Here is an 18,075-nt window from a genome sequence, read left to right on the forward strand (position 1 = left end):
GTTTAAAAAAACATCATAATAATTGCGGTGGCGCAAAACGACGGTTACGTAAAACGGGAAGTTGCGCCCGAACTTGCCTGACGCGCTCGGCGGAGACCTCGGCCATAATCAGCGCCGGAGTCTCTGCCGCAGCGGCTACTGTGACGCCAAACGGATCGACGATTCGGCTCTGACCGATATTTTTGTTGCCGCACTCCCCTGCGGCAACGATATAGCAGGTTGAATCCAGCGCTCTTGCCGCCAGCAAGGTCGCCCAGTGATGCTCTTTCAGCGCCCCTCTTACCCAGGCGGCAGGCAGCACCAGAATGTCAGCCCCCTGCAAAGCCAGCGCCAGTGCCAACTCCGGGAAGCGCAGGTCATAGCAGGTCATTAACCCAACTTTGATCCCCTCAACATCCAGCAGCGGGGCAATGGTGTCGCCTGCATCAACGCTGCGGGACTCCTGAATCGAAAAGGCATCGTACAAATGCAGCTTGGCGTAATGCGCAACAATCTTTCCCCCGCACAACGCAACCTGCATGTTGAATGCCCGCCCCGGCGTTGAAGGAACATGAATCGTCAGGATTGTCGTCATCGTATTGCGCGCGCTCTCACGCAGCAAGCAGCGCAAAAATCCGCCCTCCAGTAGCTGCGCAGACTTAACCGACAGATCGGGATCGCGATCGTCGCGAGCCAGCAGCGCCTCAGGCAACACCAGTAAGGAAACGCCATTTTCTGCCGCCTGAGACATTAACGAAACGCATGTTTCGGCGTTCTTTTCCCAGACCGACGCCACGGCAAATTGTCCTGCTGCAACGAGCATACTCCCCTCCGACCAGATTCGTTAAACTCGCCAAAGATGTTTATTCGGCGTTACACTCATCCCATATACAATCAAATAGCAGGAATATTCAGTGTTACAACTCCTTTTAGCAGTTTTTATTGGCGGTGGTACAGGAAGCGTGGCGAGATGGATGTTGAGTATGCGGTTTAATCCGCTTCATCAGTCCATTCCGTTCGGCACCCTGACGGCGAATTTGATCGGCGCCTTCATCATCGGTATGGGCTTCGCCTTATTTAGTCGCATGACGAATATTGATCCGATGTGGAAGGTATTGATTACCACCGGTTTTTGCGGCGGCCTGACCACGTTTTCCACCTTCTCAGCGGAAGTTGTTTTTTTGCTCCAGGATGGGCGTTTTGGCTGGGCGATGGTGAATATACTGGTCAACCTGCTCGGGTCATTTGCCATGACCGCGCTTGCGTTTTGGCTGTTTTCGGCATCCACCGCGCATTAAGGGCATAAAAAAACCCGCCAGTTGGCGGGTTTTGGAATTCTTGCTGTCGTATGCTTACAGAGCGATTACGTTAGCAGCAGAAGGGCCTTTGGCACCGTTAGTGATTTCGAACTCTACGCGCTGACCTTCAGCCAGAGTTTTAAAACCATTAGTCTGGATTGCAGAGAAGTGTACGAACACGTCTTTGCTGCCATCTTCCGGAGTAATGAAACCGAATCCTTTGGATTCATTAAACCACTTAACGTTACCTTTAATCTTAGACATCAAAATTACCTTTACATGAAAAATAGACACAAATGCTGTGTCGGGTACCAGTACATCAATTGTGGTGCATTTTGTCCAGTCCAACTTTGCCAAAAAGTGATAAATATCGCGTTATTTTTTAGATTTTTTGTACTACCTATTGTTTTATAACGCTATTTTATATACCACTAACAAGGCATATCACTCATCAAAACTGGAAACGCATCCAGGCAAAGTAGACGTTACCGTTGTTATACGTACCGGGGATGTAGGTCATCTGGAACGTTGCCGGACCGTAGCCTATCGAGGCTAACGGCAACAGAACCGGCACCGGAATGTACTTCCAGTTATCACGCGCCGTTGCGCCAGCGGTAAATCCCAGCCCCATGTGGAAGTTTTCATCTGCCAGAGGTCGCCAGGTTTTTTCCCAACCGTAACCGCCGATAGGCTCCCACTTATTGAAGGAGTCTTTAAACGCCATGATGTAAAGCCCATGCCAGTTGCCTTTATCATCCCAGCGAGACTGACCAAACCCTGCCCCCCACGGGCGCTCATTGTAGCGATCCGTTTTTTCTTTATCGTAGGCAAACCGCGCATGCCAGGTAATGGCCGGCACGTACAAATCATAATGCTCGGGTTGTTGCCAGGTTTCCGACACATTATCTTTCAGCGTATCAAACCAGCCTTTATCTGCTGAAAAGGCCTGGGGCAGAAGGGCGAATTGCACAAAGAGAAATGAAAGAACAAGAAAATATTTTTTAGCGACAATCACAACTTAATTACCATCCTGGAGTTCAATACCGATCGTAGCAAAACGAACCTGAATGGAATCTTAACAAAAAACAGGTAACGAAAAATCAGAAAACTCCCCTTTGCAATAACGAACCCGCTTATTTCCCGTTTATTTCATACGGATCATCGCCGTTTACTGAAACTTTTTATCATCAGGAAAGGGAATCTGGCCTGTTATAATTCTGTACACCACCCCATCATTAACATTACATTTCCATAAAAATAACAAATACAAAACAAATACGTTTCTACGTAAATTTTTCACCTGAGAGATTTCATATTCGTTGCCTGCATGAAAAAATAACAACACAGGACGTTTAATCCGTCCTTTTCTTGATTTTAATCAGCAAGGGGAAGCGGTTTATTCGGCACATTTTCACACCACTTTCTGTTCCTTTTTTATTCTTACTTTCTGGGCGTCCAGGCGACAGGGGAAACAATGCTAACGTTTATTGAACTCCTTATTGGGGTTATGGTTATTGTGGGTGTAGCGCGCTACATCATTAAAGGTTATTCGGCAACCGGCGTGCTCTTTGTGGGCGGCCTGGTGCTGCTGATTATCAGCGCGTTAATGGGGCATAAAGTCCTGCCCGCCAGTGAAACCAGTACCGGCTATACCGCGACGGACATCGTTGAATACATTAAGATTCTGTTGATGAGCCGTGGTGGCGACCTCGGTATGATGATCATGATGCTGTGCGGTTTCGCCGCCTACATGACGCATATCGGCGCAAACGACATGGTTGTAAAACTGGCCTCCAAACCGCTGCAATACATTAACTCACCTTACCTGCTGATGATCGCCGCCTATTTTGTCGCCTGCCTGATGTCGCTGGCGGTCTCTTCGGCAACCGGGCTTGGCGTATTGTTGATGGCAACGCTCTTTCCGGTGATGGTTAACGTCGGGATCAGCCGTGGCGCTGCCGCAGCCATCTGCGCTTCCCCCGCAGCGATCATCCTCTCTCCGACCTCGGGCGACGTGGTTCTGGCGGCAAAAGCGGCTGAGATGCCGTTGATTGATTTTGCCTTTAAAACGACCCTGCCGATCTCCATTGCCGCCATTATCGGTATGGCGATTGCCCACTTTTTCTGGCAGCGTTATCTGGATAAAAAAGAGAACATCTCCCATGAAATGCTGGATGTAAACGAAATTACCACCACCGCCCCGGCGTTTTACGCCATTCTGCCATTCACACCGATTATCGGCGTTCTGGTTTTTGATGGTAAATGGGGTCCGCAGCTGCACATTATTACTATTCTCGTCATCTGTATGCTGCTCGCTGCCGTGCTGGAGTTCATTCGCGGATTCAATACACAGAAAGTCTTTTCCGGTCTGGAAGTCGCGTACCGCGGGATGGCTGACGCATTTGCGGGCGTGGTGATGCTGCTGGTCGCAGCCGGGGTATTCGCTCAGGGGCTGAGCACTATCGGTTTCATCCAGAGTCTGATCTCTATCGCCACCTCGTTTGGCTCCGCCAGTATTATCCTCATGCTGGTACTGGTGATCCTGACCATGCTCGCGGCAATGACCACCGGTTCCGGTAACGCGCCTTTCTATGCCTTTGTCGAAATGATTCCCAAACTGGCGCACTCTTCCGGTATTAACCCGGCTTACCTGTCCATTCCCATGTTGCAGGCTTCAAATCTGGGGCGCACGATCTCCCCGGTCTCTGGCGTCGTCGTTGCGGTGGCAGGGATGGCGAAGATTTCGCCGTTTGAAGTGGTGAAGCGTACTTCCGTTCCGGTTATGGTTGGGCTGCTGGTTGTCATCATTGCAACTGAAGTGATGGTGCCAGGCACTTCTTCCGCTGTGGCGGGTGGTTAAGCGAAGTAATTTGTAGACGATTCGCCGGATGGCGGCGTAACGCCTTATCCGGCCTACAAAACTCCCCGTAGGCCCGGTAAGCACAGCGCCACCGGGCGATTCGCCGGATGGCGGCGGTAACGCCTTATCCGGCCTACAAAACTTACCCGTAGGCCCGGTAAGCGCAGCGCCACCGGGCGATTGGCCGGGTGGCGGCGTAACGCCTTATCCGGCCTACAAAACTTACCCGTAGGCCCGGTAAGCGCAGCGCCACCGGGCGATTGGTCAATCCCGAATTCAACCGTGGTAAATACGCTGCGGTCTGCCCACTTTTCCGTGAATAATCTCGGCAATAATCAAATGCTGACTGGCGCAATACTCCAGATACCGCCGGGATGTGGTACGGCTGATCGTCAACGCCTGCGCCACCGTCTCAGCCGTATAGCGCGTCGCTGGGTCGCTAAACAGCTTCAGCACGGCATTCAGCGTCAGAGCATCAATCCCGGTCGGCAAATCACCTTTTGGCTCCCCTCGCGCATAGGCATTAAACATCTCGTCAATCTGCCGTTGGCTGGCGCTATCGTTACCCGCCAGCATACGCCGGCGTTGCTGATACCGCGTAAGCGTCTGCCCCAGACGCTCATAGGCAATCGGCTTCACCAGATAATCAAACGCCCCCCAGCGCACCGCTTCGGAGACGGTTTCCATATCACTGGCGGCCGTGGTAAACACGATTCCGCCGGGATAGCGCGCCTGCATCAGTTCATGCAGCAACGTGATGCCCTTCCCATCCGGCAGATAGTTATCCAACAGAATAAGCCCGGGTTTAAAACGTTCGATCATCATACGGGCCTGCGCCAGATTGCCCGCCAGCCATATCTGGCTGAAACCGGGAATATGGCGGATATATTCCGCATGCATTTCCGCCAGCAGCGTTTCATCCTCAACGATCAATAGGGTTAATGGTTCCGTCATCGTTTTTTTTCACTTTCGGAAGAAATAGAGAAAACAAGGTGCCACAGGGATCATTATCTTCCAGCGTAATCACCCCGCCACAGCGCCCCACATAACTTGCAATCAGATACAGCCCGATGCCATGTTCGCCTGGTTCATCGGTTCGGGTGCTGACACCCTGTTCAAATATTTTTTCGCGCAGAGATTCAGGAACGCCGCATCCCTGATCGGCAACTTCAATCACCACATCGTCCCCTTCGTCGCTCAAATAGAGTTCAACGACGTTATTCCCTTCCCGGGTACGCAAACTGGCTTCAAACGCGTTATCGAGAAGATTGCCGACAATCGCGGCAAATTCGGTGCTATCAAGCCCTTCCGGGAGTCGGTGCAGCTGACTCCCGGGTACGATCGTCATTTTTAGCCCCAGCTCCCGCGCCCGCTGGACTTTGCCGAACAGCAGACCGGCGACCTGGCGATCGGCAAACGCGCTGCGTAGACTATCGATCAGTTGCTGTTGCGCCTGCGACTCGCCCTGCACCATTTCCCTGACCCGATCATACTCTTTCATCTGGAGCAGACCGTTGAGCGTCGACATCCAGTTCAGGTGTTCATGACGCAGCGTTCTCAGGCTCTCCACATACTGTTTTATTTGCGTCAGTTGGGCGTTCAGGGTGGAAATTTCATCCTTGCTGCGAAAGCTGATGATCGCCCCCAGTAATTCATCCCCGGAGCGAATGGCCTCACGATTAGCAATAACGCTCAACCCATTGAAATTCGCCATCACATCCTGGCGTTTTTCCGCAATCTGCTGTGTGAAGAAGTCCGCAGGATTAACTACCGTCTCTATCGACTTACCCAGCCATTGCCGTCCCGGCGAACGCAGCCCCAGCATTTTTCGCGCGTTGCGGTTAATGGCGGTAATGTGCCCTTCCGGGTCGACTGCAATTAATCCTTCATACACTGAACTGAATAATGCCTCCTGCTGGCGCACAACGCGCGCAATCTGCTTTGGCTCCATCCCCAGCATCTGGCGGCGAATGTGGGCGGCGAAAAACCAGGAAAGCAGCATAAGCACCACCAGCAGCAGAACGAATACGCCCGCCATCGGCAGTAAAAAATCCAGTCGCCAGCTGTCAATTTTACTGACCAGATAACCGATGGAAACCACGCCGATCACGTTGCCATTGTCGTCAAATATCGGCGTTTTAGCGCGCATTGCCATACCAATAGACCCCTTGCCGGTGATGAAATAGCTCTCACCGTTCTCCAGCGCGCCGGGTTTCGTGAACTGCATCGGGTAACCAATTTTTTCCGGGTTAGGATGGTAGAGGCGAATCGAGTTTTTGTCGCCGATGACCACATAATCAAAATCGGTGTCGCTTTGTAGTTTATCCGCGATGGTCGCCAGCCGCCTGTAATCCCGGTGTTTCACGGCCGTGATGATACTGTCGTTGGAGGCGATAATCTTTGCCTGGTTCATCGCCATATCCCTGACATGCGATGCCAGATAGTCTTCAAAGCTGGCGGAAAAATAGCGGGCTAACGCGGCGATGATGAAAACAGAAACGACCAGAATGAGCAGAAAAATCCGCAGCGGGAACGCGAGTTGACGAAAAAAAAGAAACCGTTTTTTATTTTTTGGGTCGGGCATTGTTATTCCTTCGCTGGCGTAAGCGTCTCATTTCCCGTATATGTAATAAAAATGTTTTAACTTTCTGCTGTGCATTTAATAGCGATCGTTACAGATTCCCCACCTTAAATCAATTAAACAAATAAAACCCACCGCGCAATTTGCTATTAAATTAATTAAAAAACTTAAAACCATTAAACACATAAAAACCATCTAAGTGTTTGTGAAATAAATCAAAATTTACCACCAAAATACCCCTTACGATGTAGGCAACAGAGAGAAAAAGAAATACGTCGTAATAAAAACAACGACCGCTCCAATTGAAAACAAAACGTTATCAGGTTGCAACGACACACAACATACGCAAAAAACTGGCAACAAAATATATCATCAGGACGCTCAATACTATGTTCGGTAATAATGTATTCACGCAAGTGAAACGCTCAGAAAATAAAAAGATGGCGGTTATCACGCAATTTCTGAAAGAGAATGATTTAAGCGTAGATACCACCGTCGAAGTTTTTATTACCGTTACGCGCGATGATCGTCTTATTGCCTGCGGCGGTATTGCCGGAAATATCATTAAATGCGTTGCTATCTGCCAATCCGTGCGCGGCGAAGGGCTGGCGCTGACGCTGGCTACAGAGTTAATCAACCTCGCCTACGAAAGGCACTGTACGCACCTCTTCATCTACACCAAAACAGAATACGAAGCGCTCTTTAAACAGTGCGGCTTCTCAACGCTGGCTGATGTGCCTGGCGTGATGGTGCTCATGGAAAACAGCAATACGCGCCTGAAACGCTACGCTGAATCCTTAACGAAACTGCGTCATGACGGGAAAAAAATCGGCTGTATCGTCATGAACGCCAACCCCTTCACAAACGGGCATCGCTACCTGATCCAACAGGCCGCCGCACAGTGCGACTGGCTGCATCTGTTCCTGGTAAAAGAGGATACGTCGCGTTTTCCGTACGAGGACAGGTTTGATCTGGTGATCAAAGGAACAACGGATATTCCACGCCTGACCGTGCATCGCGGTTCCGAGTACATCATCTCGCGTGCGACCTTTCCGTGCTACTTCATCAAAGAACAAAGCGTCATTAACCACTGTTACACCGAAATCGACCTGAAGATTTTCCGCCAGTACCTGGCGCCAGCATTGGGTGTAACACACCGTTTTGTCGGCACGGAACCGTTTTGCACCGTCACCTCCCAGTACAACCACGATATGCGCTACTGGCTGGAGACGCCAACGCTTCCCGCCCCCCCATCGAGCTGGTGGAAATTGAGCGGCTGTGTTTCCAGGAGATGCCGATTTCCGCCTCCTGGGTGCGCAAGTTGCTGGTTAAAAAAGATCTCACGGCTATCGCACCGCTGGTTCCCAACCCCACTCTGCACTATCTGCAAGGCATGGTTGAACGTAACCCGTCCAGCGCGGTAGTCCGCCAAAAGACCCCCGCATTAGAAACAGGTGAAAAATGAAAATAGACCAGGCTGCCGTCGCTGGCACACTTGAGTCCGGTGATGTGATGATTCGCATTGCTCCACTCGACACGCAGGATATTGACCTGCAAATCAACAGCAGCGTTGAAAAACAGTTTGGCGACGCCATTCGCGCCACCATTCTGGATGTGCTTGCCCGTTATAACGTCCGCGGCGTGCAACTAAATGTTGATGACAAAGGCGCGCTGGACTGCATTTTGCGCGCGCGGCTGGAAGCGTTACTGGCTCGCGCCAGCGGCATTCCCGCTCTGCCGTGGGAGGATCGCCAATGATTTCCGCCTCTCTGCAACAACGTAAATCCCGCACCCGCCGCAGCATGCTGTTCGTCCCCGGCGCAAATGCCGCGATGGTCAGCAACTCGTTTATCTACCCGGCCGATGCGCTGATGTTCGACCTGGAAGATTCCGTCGCACTACGTGAAAAAGATACCGCTCGCCGTCTGGTATATCACGCCCTGCAACACCCGCTGTACCGTGATGTGGAAACCATTGTCCGCGTTAATGCGCTGGATTCCGAATGGGGCATTAACGACCTTGAAGCGGTGGTTCGCGGCGGCGCTGACGTTGTCCGTTTGCCGAAAACCGACACCGCTCAGGATGTTACCGACATCGAGAAAGAGATCCTGCGCATTGAGCAAACCTGCGGTCGTGAACCCGGCAGCACCGGGCTGCTGGCCGCAATCGAGTCGCCGCTGGGCATTACCCGCGCCGTTGAAATCGCCCACGCCTCCGAACGTCTCATCGGGATCGCGCTGGGGGCGGAAGACTATGTGCGCAATCTGCGTACCGAACGTTCCCCGGAAGGCACCGAGCTGCTGTTTGCCCGCTGCTCCATTTTACAGGCGGCACGCTCCGCAGGCATTCAGGCGTTCGATACCGTCTATTCCGATGCCAATAACGAAGCGGGCTTCCTGCACGAAGCGTCACACATCAAACAGCTGGGTTTTGACGGCAAGTCCCTCATCAACCCACGCCAGATTGAACTGCTGCACAACCTGTATGCCCCGACGCTTAAAGAAGTCGCCCATGCGCGTCTGGTCGTGGAAGCCGCAGAAGCCGCCGCCCGTGAAGGCCGCGGCGTCGTCTCCCTGAACGGCAAAATGGTAGACAGCCCGGTGATTGAACGCGCCCGTCTGGTGCTCTCCCGTGCAGAACTTTCCGGCATTCGCGAAGAATAAGGCAAAAAAATGACGCAGAAAATCGAACAACTTCAACGACAAGAACGGGTAGCGGCCTGGAGTCGCCATGCCGAAAGCGAATTTTCCGCTTTTCAGAGCACTTCGAAACTGAATTTACAGGCGCAAAAACCGCGCGATAAAAAACTGTGCGCCACGCTTGAAGAAGCCATCCGCCGTTCTGGTTTACAGGATGGAATGACCATCTCTTTCCACCACGCTTTCCGTGGCGGCGACCTGACGATCAACCTGGTGATGGACACCATCGCCAGCATGGGCTTTAAAAACCTGACGCTGGCCTCCAGTTCGCTGAGCGATTGCCACGCGCCACTGGTCGGGCATATTCGCCAGGGCGTCGTGAGCCGAATTTACACGTCTGGTCTGCGTGGCCCCCTGGCGGAAGAGATCTCCCGCGGATTGCTGGATGAGCCCGTACAAATCCACTCCCACGGCGGTCGCGTCCATCTGGTGCAAAGCGGTGAGCTCAATATCGATGTGGCCTTCCTCGGCGTGCCGTCTTGCGATCCGTTTGGCAACGCCAACGGCTACACCGGTAAAGCCTGCTGCGGTTCGCTGGGCTATGCGAAAGTGGATGCCGAAAACGCCCGCCAGGTTGTTCTGCTGACGGAAGCGCTGCTGCCGTATCCGCATAATCCAGCCAGTATCGCCCAGGACCAGGTGGATCTCATCGTGCAGATCGAACGGGTAGGCGACGCCGACAAAATTGGCGCAGATGCGACCCGTATGACCACCAACCCGCGTGAACTGTTAATTGCCCGCAGCGCGGCAGACGTGATTGCCAACTCAGGCTATTTCCAGGAAGGCTTCTCTCTGCAAACCGGAACCGGCGGCGCCTCTCTGGCAGTAACCCGTTTTCTGGAAGACAAAATGCGCAGCCGCGATATTCACGCGGATTTCGCGCTGGGCGGCATTACCGCCACGATTGTCGACCTGCATGAAAAAGGGCTGATCCGCAAATTACTGGACGTACAGAGCTTCGACCGTAACGCCGCAGAATCGCTGGCCCGCAACCCGAATCACATCGAAATCAGCGCCAACCAGTACGCCAACTGGGGTTCAAAAGGCGCATCGGTCGATCGTCTGGATGTCGTGGTACTGAGCGCCCTGGAGGTGGATACCCAGTTCAACGTAAACGTGCTGACCGGTTCCGATGGCGTACTGCGCGGCGCGTCAGGTGGTCACTGCGATACCGCCGTTGCCGCCGCGCTGTCAATCATCGTCGCACCGCTGGTTCGCGGCCGCATCCCGACGCTGGTCGATAACGTGCTCACCTGCGTAACGCCTGGCTCCAGCGTCGACATTCTGGTGACCGACCACGGCATCGCCGTCAACCCGGCGCGCCCGGAGCTGGCGGAACGCCTGAAAGAAGCGGGAATGAAAGTGGTCTCCATTGAATGGCTGCGTGAACGTGCGCAGTTGCTCACCGGCCAACCTCGCGCCATTGAATATACCGATCGCGTCATCGCCGTAGTGCGTTACCGCGACGGTTCGGTCATTGACGTTGTTCATCAGGTGAAGGAATAAGCCATGCACCTGCTCCCTGAACAGGCCACTCGCCATGCGGTTTCCATTCCCGAGCTGCTCGTCAGCCGTGATGAGAGACAAGCGCGGCAACACGCCTGGCTGACGCGCCATCTCACTCCACTGGTCTCCTTTACCGTGGTGGCGCCCGGCCCGATTAAAGACAGCGAGCTTACTCGCCGAATCTTCAATCACGGCGTAACCGCCCTGCTCGCCGTGGCGAAAAAAGCAGGTTGGTCTGTCAGGGAGCAGGCTGCACTGGCCTCAGCCAGTGGGCCGGAAGGGTTCCTCGCCATTGAGGCGCCGGCCCGCGATCTCAAGCTCGCCACGATCGAGCTTGAGCATCAGCACCCGCTGGGACGTTTATGGGATATCGATGTGCTGACGCCGGAAGGCGACATTCTGTCCCGCCGTCATTTTTCGCTTCCTGCCCGCCGCTGCCTGTTGTGCGAGCAAAGCGCCGCTGAATGCGCCCGGGGGAAAACCCACGCGCTTTCCGACTTACTTATTCGCATGGAGGCGCTGCTGCATGATGCCGATTCCAGCCACATCAACTGATTCCGCCGCCATTCCTCAGACGCTGCTTGACGCGTACGCCCTGCTGGCGTGGCGCGCCATGCTGACTGAGGTGAATTTATCTCCCAAGCCGGGTCTGGTCGATCGCATTAACTGCGGCGCGCACAAAGACATGGCGCTGGAAGATTTCCATCGCAGCGCGCTGGCCATTCAGGGCTGGCTGCCGCGTTTTATCGAATATGGCGCGAGTTGCGCGCAGCTGCCGTCAGACGATGTACTGAAAGGGCTACGTCCATTAGGTATGGCCTGCGAAGCCGACATGTTTCGCGCCACTGCCGGCGTTAACACGCATAAAGGCAGCATATTTTCCCTGGGACTGCTGTGCGCCGCCATCGGACGCCTGCACCAGCAGCATTCCCCGATCACACCTGCAAACATCTGCTCGACCGCCGCAACATTTTGCCGGGGTCTGACCGAGCGTGAACTGCGACAGAACAATCAACAACTCACCGCAGGTCAACGCTTGTACCAACAGCTGGGGTTAACTGGCGCGCGCGGCGAAGCCGAAGCGGGTTACCCGTTAGTGATCCGCCATGCTTTACCACACTACCGCGCATTGCTGGCGCAGGGGCACGACCCCGAGCTGGCGCTGCTCGACACCCTGCTGCTGCTGATCTCAATGAACGGCGACACCAACGTCGCATCACGCGGCGGCGCGGAAGGCCTGCGCTGGATACAACAGCAGGCGACAACATTATTACGGCAAGGAGGCATTCGTTCTCCTGCCGATCTTGAACATCTCCACCGGTTCGATCAGCAGTGCATTGCACGCAACCTCAGCCCTGGCGGCAGCGCCGACTTGCTGATCGTCACCTGGTTTTTAGCACAAATTTCGCAAGTTAATCATTTACATAATTATTGAAAGATCCTTTTCGGAGAATCACTTATGTCTTTATCTAAAGATAATATATGGAAGTTATTGGCCCCATTAGTCGTTATGGGCATCATGTTTTTGATCCCCGTCCCGGACGGCATGCCCCCTCAGGCATGGCACTACTTCGCCGTTTTCGTGGCGATGATCGTCGGGATGATACTGGAGCCGATTCCGGCCACCGCAATCAGTTTTATCGCGGTGACCATTTGCGTTATCGGCAGCAACTATCTGTTATTTGATGCCTCAGAGCTGGCCGACCCGGCCTTTAACGCAGGCAAACAGGCGCTGAAATGGGGGCTGGCGGGCTTCTCCAGCACCACCGTCTGGCTGGTGTTCGGCGCATTCATTTTCGCGCTGGGCTATGAAGTCACCGGTCTGGGCCGCCGTATTGCGCTCTTCCTGGTGAAATTCATGGGTAAACGCACCCTGACGCTGGGTTATGCCATTGTCATCATCGATATTCTGCTGGCGCCGTTTACGCCGTCCAACACCGCGCGTACCGGCGGTACGGTATTCCCGGTAATCAAGAACCTGCCGCCGCTGTTTAAGTCGTTTCCAAACGATCCTTCCGCGCGCCGCATTGGCGGTTATTTGATGTGGATGATGGTCATCAGTACCAGCCTCAGTTCTTCCATGTTCGTGACCGGCGCGGCGCCTAACGTTCTGGGTCTGGAATTTGTCAGCAAAATTGCCGGTATTCAGATCAGCTGGTTGCAGTGGTTCCTGGGCTTCTTACCGGTAGGGATCATTCTGCTGATCGTCGCACCGTGGCTCTCTTACGTACTCTACAAACCCGAAGTGACCCACAGCGCCGAAGTTGCGGCATGGGCTGGCGAAGAGTTAAAAACGATGGGCACGCTGACCCGCAAAGAGATGACGCTGATCGGTCTGGTGTTGCTCAGCCTCGGACTGTGGGTATTTGGCGGTGAAGTGATTGATGCCACCGCTGTCGGTCTGCTGGCGGTATCCCTGATGCTGGCGCTGCACGTTGTGCCGTGGAAAGACATCACGCGTTATAACAGTGCGTGGAACACCCTTGTTAACCTCGCGACGCTGGTTGTCATGGCCAACGGTTTAACCCGTTCGGGCTTTATCGACTGGTTTGCTACCACAATGAGCGCCCATCTGGAAGGCTTCTCACCTAACGCAACGGTGATTGTGCTGGTACTGGTGTTCTACTTTGCTCACTACCTGTTCGCCAGCCTGTCCGCACATACCGCAACCATGCTGCCGGTCATTCTGGCGATAGGTAAAGGTATTCCAGGCGTTCCGATGGAGCAACTTTGTATTCTGCTGGTGCTGTCTATCGGTATCATGGGCTGCCTGACGCCGTATGCAACAGGGCCGGGGGTCATCATCTACGGCTGCGGCTATGTAAAATCCAAAGATTACTGGCGTCTCGGCGCGATCTTTGGGGTTATCTACATCACCATGCTGCTGGTGGTTGGCTGGCCGATTCTGGCGCTGTGGAACTAAACATCGGCACATAATGCCGGATGACGGCTAACGCGTTATCCCTCTCATGCCAGTCAGATAAACCTGACTGGCTTTTTTTATGGTTAAATAGGTGGTATTCAATATTTGTATGAGTTTCAGCATCCATCATGAAATCAACATGGCGTTATGGTTCTCTCCTGGCGGTATTCCTGCTTCCCCTCTTCAACGTTAACGCTGAGCCACTTCAGGCAAAACAGTACGCTGATTTTGACCGCTATGTGCTGGCGCTCTCCTGGCAAACCGGTTTTTGTCAAAGTCAGCATGAGCGCGATCATCGGGAACCCGAAGAGTGCCGTCAGCAGAAAGAGATTCCCAACAAAGCTGATTTTCTGACTGTCCACGGTCTGTGGCCAGGTCTGCCGGGATCGGTTGCCGCGCGTGGCGTGGACGAGCGCCGCTGGATGCGGTTTGGCTGCGCGACTCGTCCGATCCCCAATCTGCCGGAAGCGCGCGCCAGCCGTAAATGCGCCGCGCCTGAAACCGGCCTTTCACTGGAGAGCGCGGCAAAACTCAGCGCGGTCATGCCCGGAGCCGGTGGAAAATCCTGCCTGGAACGTTATGAATACGCCAAGCACGGTGCCTGCTTTGGATTTGATCCAGACGTTTATTTCGGCACAATGGTACGGCTGAACCATGAGATAAAACACAGCGCGCTGGGCGATTTTCTGGCCGCAAATTACGGGAAAAGGGTCAGCCGCGCCGCGTTTGACGCCGCCGTCGCCCAAAGCTGGGGGAAAGAAAACGTGAAGGCGGTGAAACTGAGTTGCCACGGGAACCCGGCTTATCTGACAGAAATACAGTTCTCGCTCAACGCCGCCAGGATTAACGATCCGCTTTCCGCTTCCTCGTTTATATCGCAACCCCATCCGGGCAATTGCGGGAAGCGGTTTGTGATTGACAAAGCGGGTTACTGAGGCGGTATACAAACTTGAGAACCATCACGGCTTGCGACTAAAATTTACGCAAAGACAACCGTATTGAGGATTTCCCCGAATGTGAGCTAAATCACTTCAAAGAAGGGGGAAGTCTCAGTATTATCATGAAAGCTAAACCCTCGCCGCCTGACGGTGAGGGTTTTCTTTTGGGATTATTTACCTGCGGCACTCGCAGCATCGACGACATGGAGTAACAAATGTCCAGACCAACTATTATCATCAACGACCTCGACGCCGAACGCATCGACCGCCTGTTGGAGCAGCCTGCGTTTGCTGGTTTACCCATTGCTGACGCATTAAATGCGGAGCTGGATCGCGCCCAGATGTGCTCGCCGGAAGCCATGCCGCACGACGTCGTCACCATGAACAGTCGGGTGAAATTCCGCAATCTCAGCGATGGCGAGATTCGCGTGCGCACGCTGGTGTATCCGGCGAATATGACCGACAGCAATACGCAGCTTTCCGTAATGGCGCCGGTGGGCGCGGCATTGCTGGGCCTGCGCGTCGGCGATACCATTCACTGGGACCTGCCTGGCGGGGCGTCCACTCACCTTGAAGTGCTGGAACTTGAATATCAGCCTGAAGCAGCGGGCGACTACCTGCGCTAAACCATCTGGATAAGCGTTCACCCGTTTACACAGAGGATGCTCCCTGCATCCTCTTTCCGAAAATCACCCATTCCTCCTGGTTCACCCCCATTCCCCGTCATCCAGAATTAATCCGTTTCATTGCCGCGAGTACGGTCATGAATGAGGCTCTTTTCATCACGCTGGCATTTCTTATTATGATGGCGATTATCGTCGTGGCCGTGCTTTACCTTGAGCGACGCTGGTAGCTTCTGGTCATAAGCATCAATCAGTCGTAAAGAAACGTTGTGATATGAAAAGTGCCGGGCAGATACCAGAAAGAAATATTATTATATGTTTGAATGAATTCAGTATTAGTTAACAGGGAGAAACGGGTATGTATAAGACAATCATTATGCCGGTTGATGTTTTCGAAATGGAACTTAGCGACAAGGCCGTGCGCCACGCAGAGTTTCTGGCGCAACAGGATGGCGTCATTCATCTGTTGCATGTTCTTCCGGGCTCCGCCAGCCTGAGTCTGCACCGCTTTGCCGCCGACGTTCGTCGTTTTGAGGAGCATTTGCAGCACGAAGCGGAGACTCGCCTGCAAACGATGGTGAGTCATTTCAGTATCGACCCTTCCCGGATTAAGCAGCACGTCCGCTTTGGTAACGTGCGGGATGTGGTGAACGAACTGGGCGAAGAGCTGAATGCGGACGTCGTGGTCATTGGCTCCCGCAATCCGTCTATCACCACGCATTTGCTGGGTTCTAACGCCTCCAGCGTTGTCCGCCATGCTACGTTGCCGGTGCTGGTTGTGCGGTAAATCGCAAGGCTGTTGCGTAAAAAAAGAGGCTGCCATTGGCAGCCTCTTGCATTGCAGGTGTAGTCTTACTTTCTTTTTATGCCGTCTTACTGCGGATCAGATAATCAAATGCGCTCAGAGAGGCTTTCGCGCCTTCGCCCGTCGCGATGATGATCTGTTTGTAAGGAACCGTGGTGCAGTCGCCTGCGGCGAATACGCCCTTCACGCTGGTTTCGCACCGGCCATCAATGATGATTTCGCCCATACGGTTACGCTCAATCGCGCCTTCCAGCCAGTTGGTGTTTGGCAGCAAGCCAATCTGTACGAAGATCCCAGACAGCGCAACGTTGTGGATGTCGCCGCTTACGCGATCGCGATATTCCAGCCCCGTCACTTTACTGCCGTCGCCTTTCACTTCCGTTGTCTGCGCGTTCAGAATAATGTCGACGTTTTTCAGGCTACGCACTTTATCTTGCAGAACCTGGTCGGCTTTCATTTCTGGCGCAAATTCCAGCAGCGTAACGTGCTCAACGATCCCCGCGAGGTCAATCGCCGCTTCCACGCCGGAGTTCCCTCCGCCGATTACCGCAACGCGTTTGCCTTTAAACAGCGGGCCGTCGCAGTGCGGGCAATAGGTTACGCCTTTCGTGCGGTACTGATCTTCGCCCGGCACGTTCATGTTGCGCCATTTGGCACCGGTGGCAATGATAATGCTGCGGGCTTTCAGCACCGCGCCGGAAGCGGTCTCAATCTGATGCAGGCCCCCTTCCGTTGCCGCCGGAAGCAGTTTGCTCGCGCTCTGGCTGTCGATCACGTCAACATCGTAATCATCAACGTGCGCTTTCAGCGCGCCAGCCAGCTTCTGCCCTTCCGTTTTTGGCACGGAAATATAGTTCTCGATATCAACGGTATCCAGCACCTGACCGCCAAAACGCTCGCCCATCAGACCGGTACGAATGCCTTTACGTGCGGAGTAAACTGCCGCTGCCGCCCCCGCCGGGCCGGAACCGACAATCAGTACGTCGTAAGCGTCACGCTTATTCAGCTCTTCCGCCGCCCGTTTTTCTGCGCCGGTATCCACTTTGGCGACGATTTCCGTCAGCGTCATACGTCCCTGACCGAATTCGTTACCGTTCAGGTACACAGCCGGAACGCCCATCACATTACGATCGGTGATTTCATTCTGGAATGTGCCGCCGTCAATCGCGGTATGTTTGATACGCGGGTTCAGCACCGCCATCAGGTTCAGCGCCTGTACGACGTCAGGGCAGTTGTGGCAGGAGAGCGAGTAATAAGTTTCAAACTCGAAATCGCCGTCGATATCGCGGATCTGCTCCAGCAGAGACTGCGCCTCTTTCGACGGATGGCCGCCAGTCCACAACAGCGCCAGCACCAGCGAGGTAAATTCATGCCCCAGCGGAGAACCCGCAAAGCGCGGCCCCTGGTCAGAACCCGGGTTTGCTATCAAGAAAGAAGGCTTGCGCACCGGCAGGCTGTTATCTTCTTTAAATGTGACTTTCTCTGACAGTTCAGCGATTTCAGCCAGCAGTTCCTTGATTTCTGCCGATTTAGCGCTGTCGTCCAGCGTGGCAATCAGCTCAACAGGCCTGGTCAGTTTCTCAAGATACGCTTTGAGCTGAGTTTTCATGTTAGTGTCGAGCATTATTCTTCCCTCTCTAAAAACATCATCATGCAAGTTGCCTTATACCGGCAGCCTGAATGCGACTTGCATGATGGTGCTGGAAAAAACGGGTGCGACGCACCCGCTTAAGGATTAATTCGCCAGTATTTCGTGTTACAGGAAGGCGGCAAGCTTATGAATCCCCGGGAGCTTACATCAGTAAGTGACCGGGGTGAGAAAGCGCAGCCAACGCACCTGTAGCGCGAAAGGCGCAGCGAATT

At 53.8% G+C, this 18,075-nt stretch carries 18 protein-coding genes and 1 pseudogene; 13 read left to right on the forward strand and 6 right to left on the reverse strand.

Annotated elements, in window-relative coordinates:
• Nucleotides 1-13 precede the first annotated feature (13 nt).
• Nucleotides 14-802 (reverse strand): deaminated glutathione amidase, encoded by a 789-nt coding sequence (locus FD428_RS15215; protein WP_071259767.1) that lies wholly within the window; start codon nt 800-802, stop codon nt 14-16.
• A 91-nt stretch (nt 803-893) separates the two neighbouring features.
• On the opposite strand from FD428_RS15215, the gene crcB reads away from it, so the two are divergent.
• Entirely contained in the window at nt 894-1,277 is a 384-nt protein-coding gene (crcB, locus tag FD428_RS15220; protein ID WP_024130549.1) for a fluoride efflux transporter CrcB, read from the forward strand.
• 54 nt (nt 1,278-1,331) lie between these two features.
• Here crcB and cspE read toward each other — a convergent pair whose 3' ends face one another.
• A complete protein-coding gene (cspE, locus tag FD428_RS15225; RefSeq protein ID WP_000034825.1) occupies nt 1,332-1,541 on the reverse strand; it encodes a transcription antiterminator/RNA stability regulator CspE in 210 nt (69 codons plus the stop codon).
• Nucleotides 1,542-1,728: 187 nt separating this feature from the next.
• Nucleotides 1,729-2,292 (reverse strand): lipid IV(A) palmitoyltransferase PagP, encoded by a 564-nt coding sequence (gene pagP / locus FD428_RS15230; RefSeq protein WP_012133363.1) that lies wholly within the window; start codon nt 2,290-2,292, stop codon nt 1,729-1,731.
• 459 nt (nt 2,293-2,751) lie between these two features.
• On the opposite strand from pagP, the gene dcuC reads away from it, so the two are divergent.
• Nucleotides 2,752-4,137 (forward strand): anaerobic C4-dicarboxylate transporter DcuC, encoded by a 1,386-nt coding sequence (dcuC, locus tag FD428_RS15235; protein ID WP_012133365.1) that lies wholly within the window; start codon nt 2,752-2,754, stop codon nt 4,135-4,137.
• 276 nt (nt 4,138-4,413) lie between these two features.
• On the opposite strand, the gene dpiA is transcribed toward dcuC, so the two are convergent.
• Nucleotides 4,414-5,091: a two-component response regulator DpiA gene (dpiA, locus tag FD428_RS15240; RefSeq protein ID WP_114847756.1), complete on the reverse strand. Its 678-nt coding sequence runs from the start codon at nt 5,089-5,091 to the stop codon at nt 4,414-4,416.
• Nucleotides 5,060-6,721, reverse strand: coding sequence for a sensor histidine kinase DpiB (gene dpiB, locus FD428_RS15245; protein ID WP_012133368.1), 1,662 nt, complete (start codon nt 6,719-6,721; stop codon nt 5,060-5,062). Before dpiB ends, dpiA begins: the two co-directional genes overlap by 32 nt.
• Before the next feature lie 386 nt (nt 6,722-7,107).
• Between dpiB and citC the strand changes: the two are divergent.
• The 11 genes and pseudogenes from citC (at nt 7,108) to uspG (ending at nt 16,194) form a co-directional block, all read left to right on the forward strand.
• A pseudogene (citC, locus tag FD428_RS15250) lies at nt 7,108-8,183 on the forward strand ([citrate (pro-3S)-lyase] ligase).
• The gene (gene citD / locus FD428_RS15255; protein WP_012133370.1) at nt 8,180-8,476 is read left to right on the forward strand and encodes a citrate lyase acyl carrier protein; all 297 of its coding nucleotides are present in this window, start codon (nt 8,180-8,182) and stop codon (nt 8,474-8,476) included. Before citC ends, citD begins: the two are co-directional and overlap by 4 nt.
• Nucleotides 8,473-9,381, forward strand: coding sequence for an aldolase/citrate lyase family protein (locus tag FD428_RS15260; protein WP_024130551.1), 909 nt, complete (start codon nt 8,473-8,475; stop codon nt 9,379-9,381). Before citD ends, FD428_RS15260 begins: the two co-directional genes overlap by 4 nt.
• A gap of 9 nt (nt 9,382-9,390) precedes the next feature.
• Entirely contained in the window at nt 9,391-10,923 is a 1,533-nt protein-coding gene (gene citF / locus FD428_RS15265; protein WP_012133372.1) for a citrate lyase subunit alpha, read from the forward strand.
• A 3-nt stretch (nt 10,924-10,926) separates the two neighbouring features.
• Nucleotides 10,927-11,478, forward strand: coding sequence for a citrate lyase holo-[acyl-carrier protein] synthase (citX, locus tag FD428_RS15270; RefSeq protein WP_012133373.1), 552 nt, complete (start codon nt 10,927-10,929; stop codon nt 11,476-11,478).
• Nucleotides 11,450-12,358 carry a triphosphoribosyl-dephospho-CoA synthase CitG gene (gene citG / locus FD428_RS15275; protein ID WP_114847755.1) on the forward strand — a complete coding sequence of 303 codons (909 nt, stop codon included), beginning with the start codon at nt 11,450-11,452 and terminating at the stop codon, nt 12,356-12,358. Before citX ends, citG begins: the two co-directional genes overlap by 29 nt.
• 24 nt (nt 12,359-12,382) lie before the next feature.
• Nucleotides 12,383-13,846 (forward strand): citrate/succinate antiporter CitT, encoded by a 1,464-nt coding sequence (gene citT / locus FD428_RS15280; protein ID WP_012133375.1) that lies wholly within the window; start codon nt 12,383-12,385, stop codon nt 13,844-13,846.
• A 128-nt stretch (nt 13,847-13,974) separates the two neighbouring features.
• The gene (gene rna / locus FD428_RS15285; protein WP_012133376.1) at nt 13,975-14,781 is read left to right on the forward strand and encodes a ribonuclease I; all 807 of its coding nucleotides are present in this window, start codon (nt 13,975-13,977) and stop codon (nt 14,779-14,781) included.
• Between the two features lie 218 nt (nt 14,782-14,999).
• The gene (rnk, locus tag FD428_RS15290) at nt 15,000-15,410 is read left to right on the forward strand and encodes a nucleoside diphosphate kinase regulator (protein ID WP_012133377.1); all 411 of its coding nucleotides are present in this window, start codon (nt 15,000-15,002) and stop codon (nt 15,408-15,410) included.
• Nucleotides 15,411-15,547: 137 nt separating this feature from the next.
• A complete protein-coding gene (gene yldA, locus FD428_RS21925) occupies nt 15,548-15,637 on the forward strand; it encodes a small membrane protein YldA (protein WP_272917174.1) in 90 nt (29 codons plus the stop codon).
• A gap of 128 nt (nt 15,638-15,765) precedes the next feature.
• The gene (uspG, locus tag FD428_RS15295; RefSeq protein ID WP_024130553.1) at nt 15,766-16,194 is read left to right on the forward strand and encodes a universal stress protein UspG; all 429 of its coding nucleotides are present in this window, start codon (nt 15,766-15,768) and stop codon (nt 16,192-16,194) included.
• Nucleotides 16,195-16,270: 76 nt separating this feature from the next.
• On the opposite strand, the gene ahpF is transcribed toward uspG, so the two are convergent.
• Complete coding sequence (ahpF, locus tag FD428_RS15300; protein ID WP_012133379.1) at nt 16,271-17,836, reverse strand: alkyl hydroperoxide reductase subunit F; 1,566 nt, start codon at nt 17,834-17,836, stop codon at nt 16,271-16,273.
• Nucleotides 17,837-18,075: the final 239 nt, after the last annotated feature.

Origin of the sequence: Citrobacter sp. TBCP-5362 (assembly GCF_005406305.1) — a bacterium.
Taxonomy (GTDB): Bacteria; Pseudomonadota; Gammaproteobacteria; order Enterobacterales; family Enterobacteriaceae; genus Citrobacter_B; species Citrobacter_B koseri.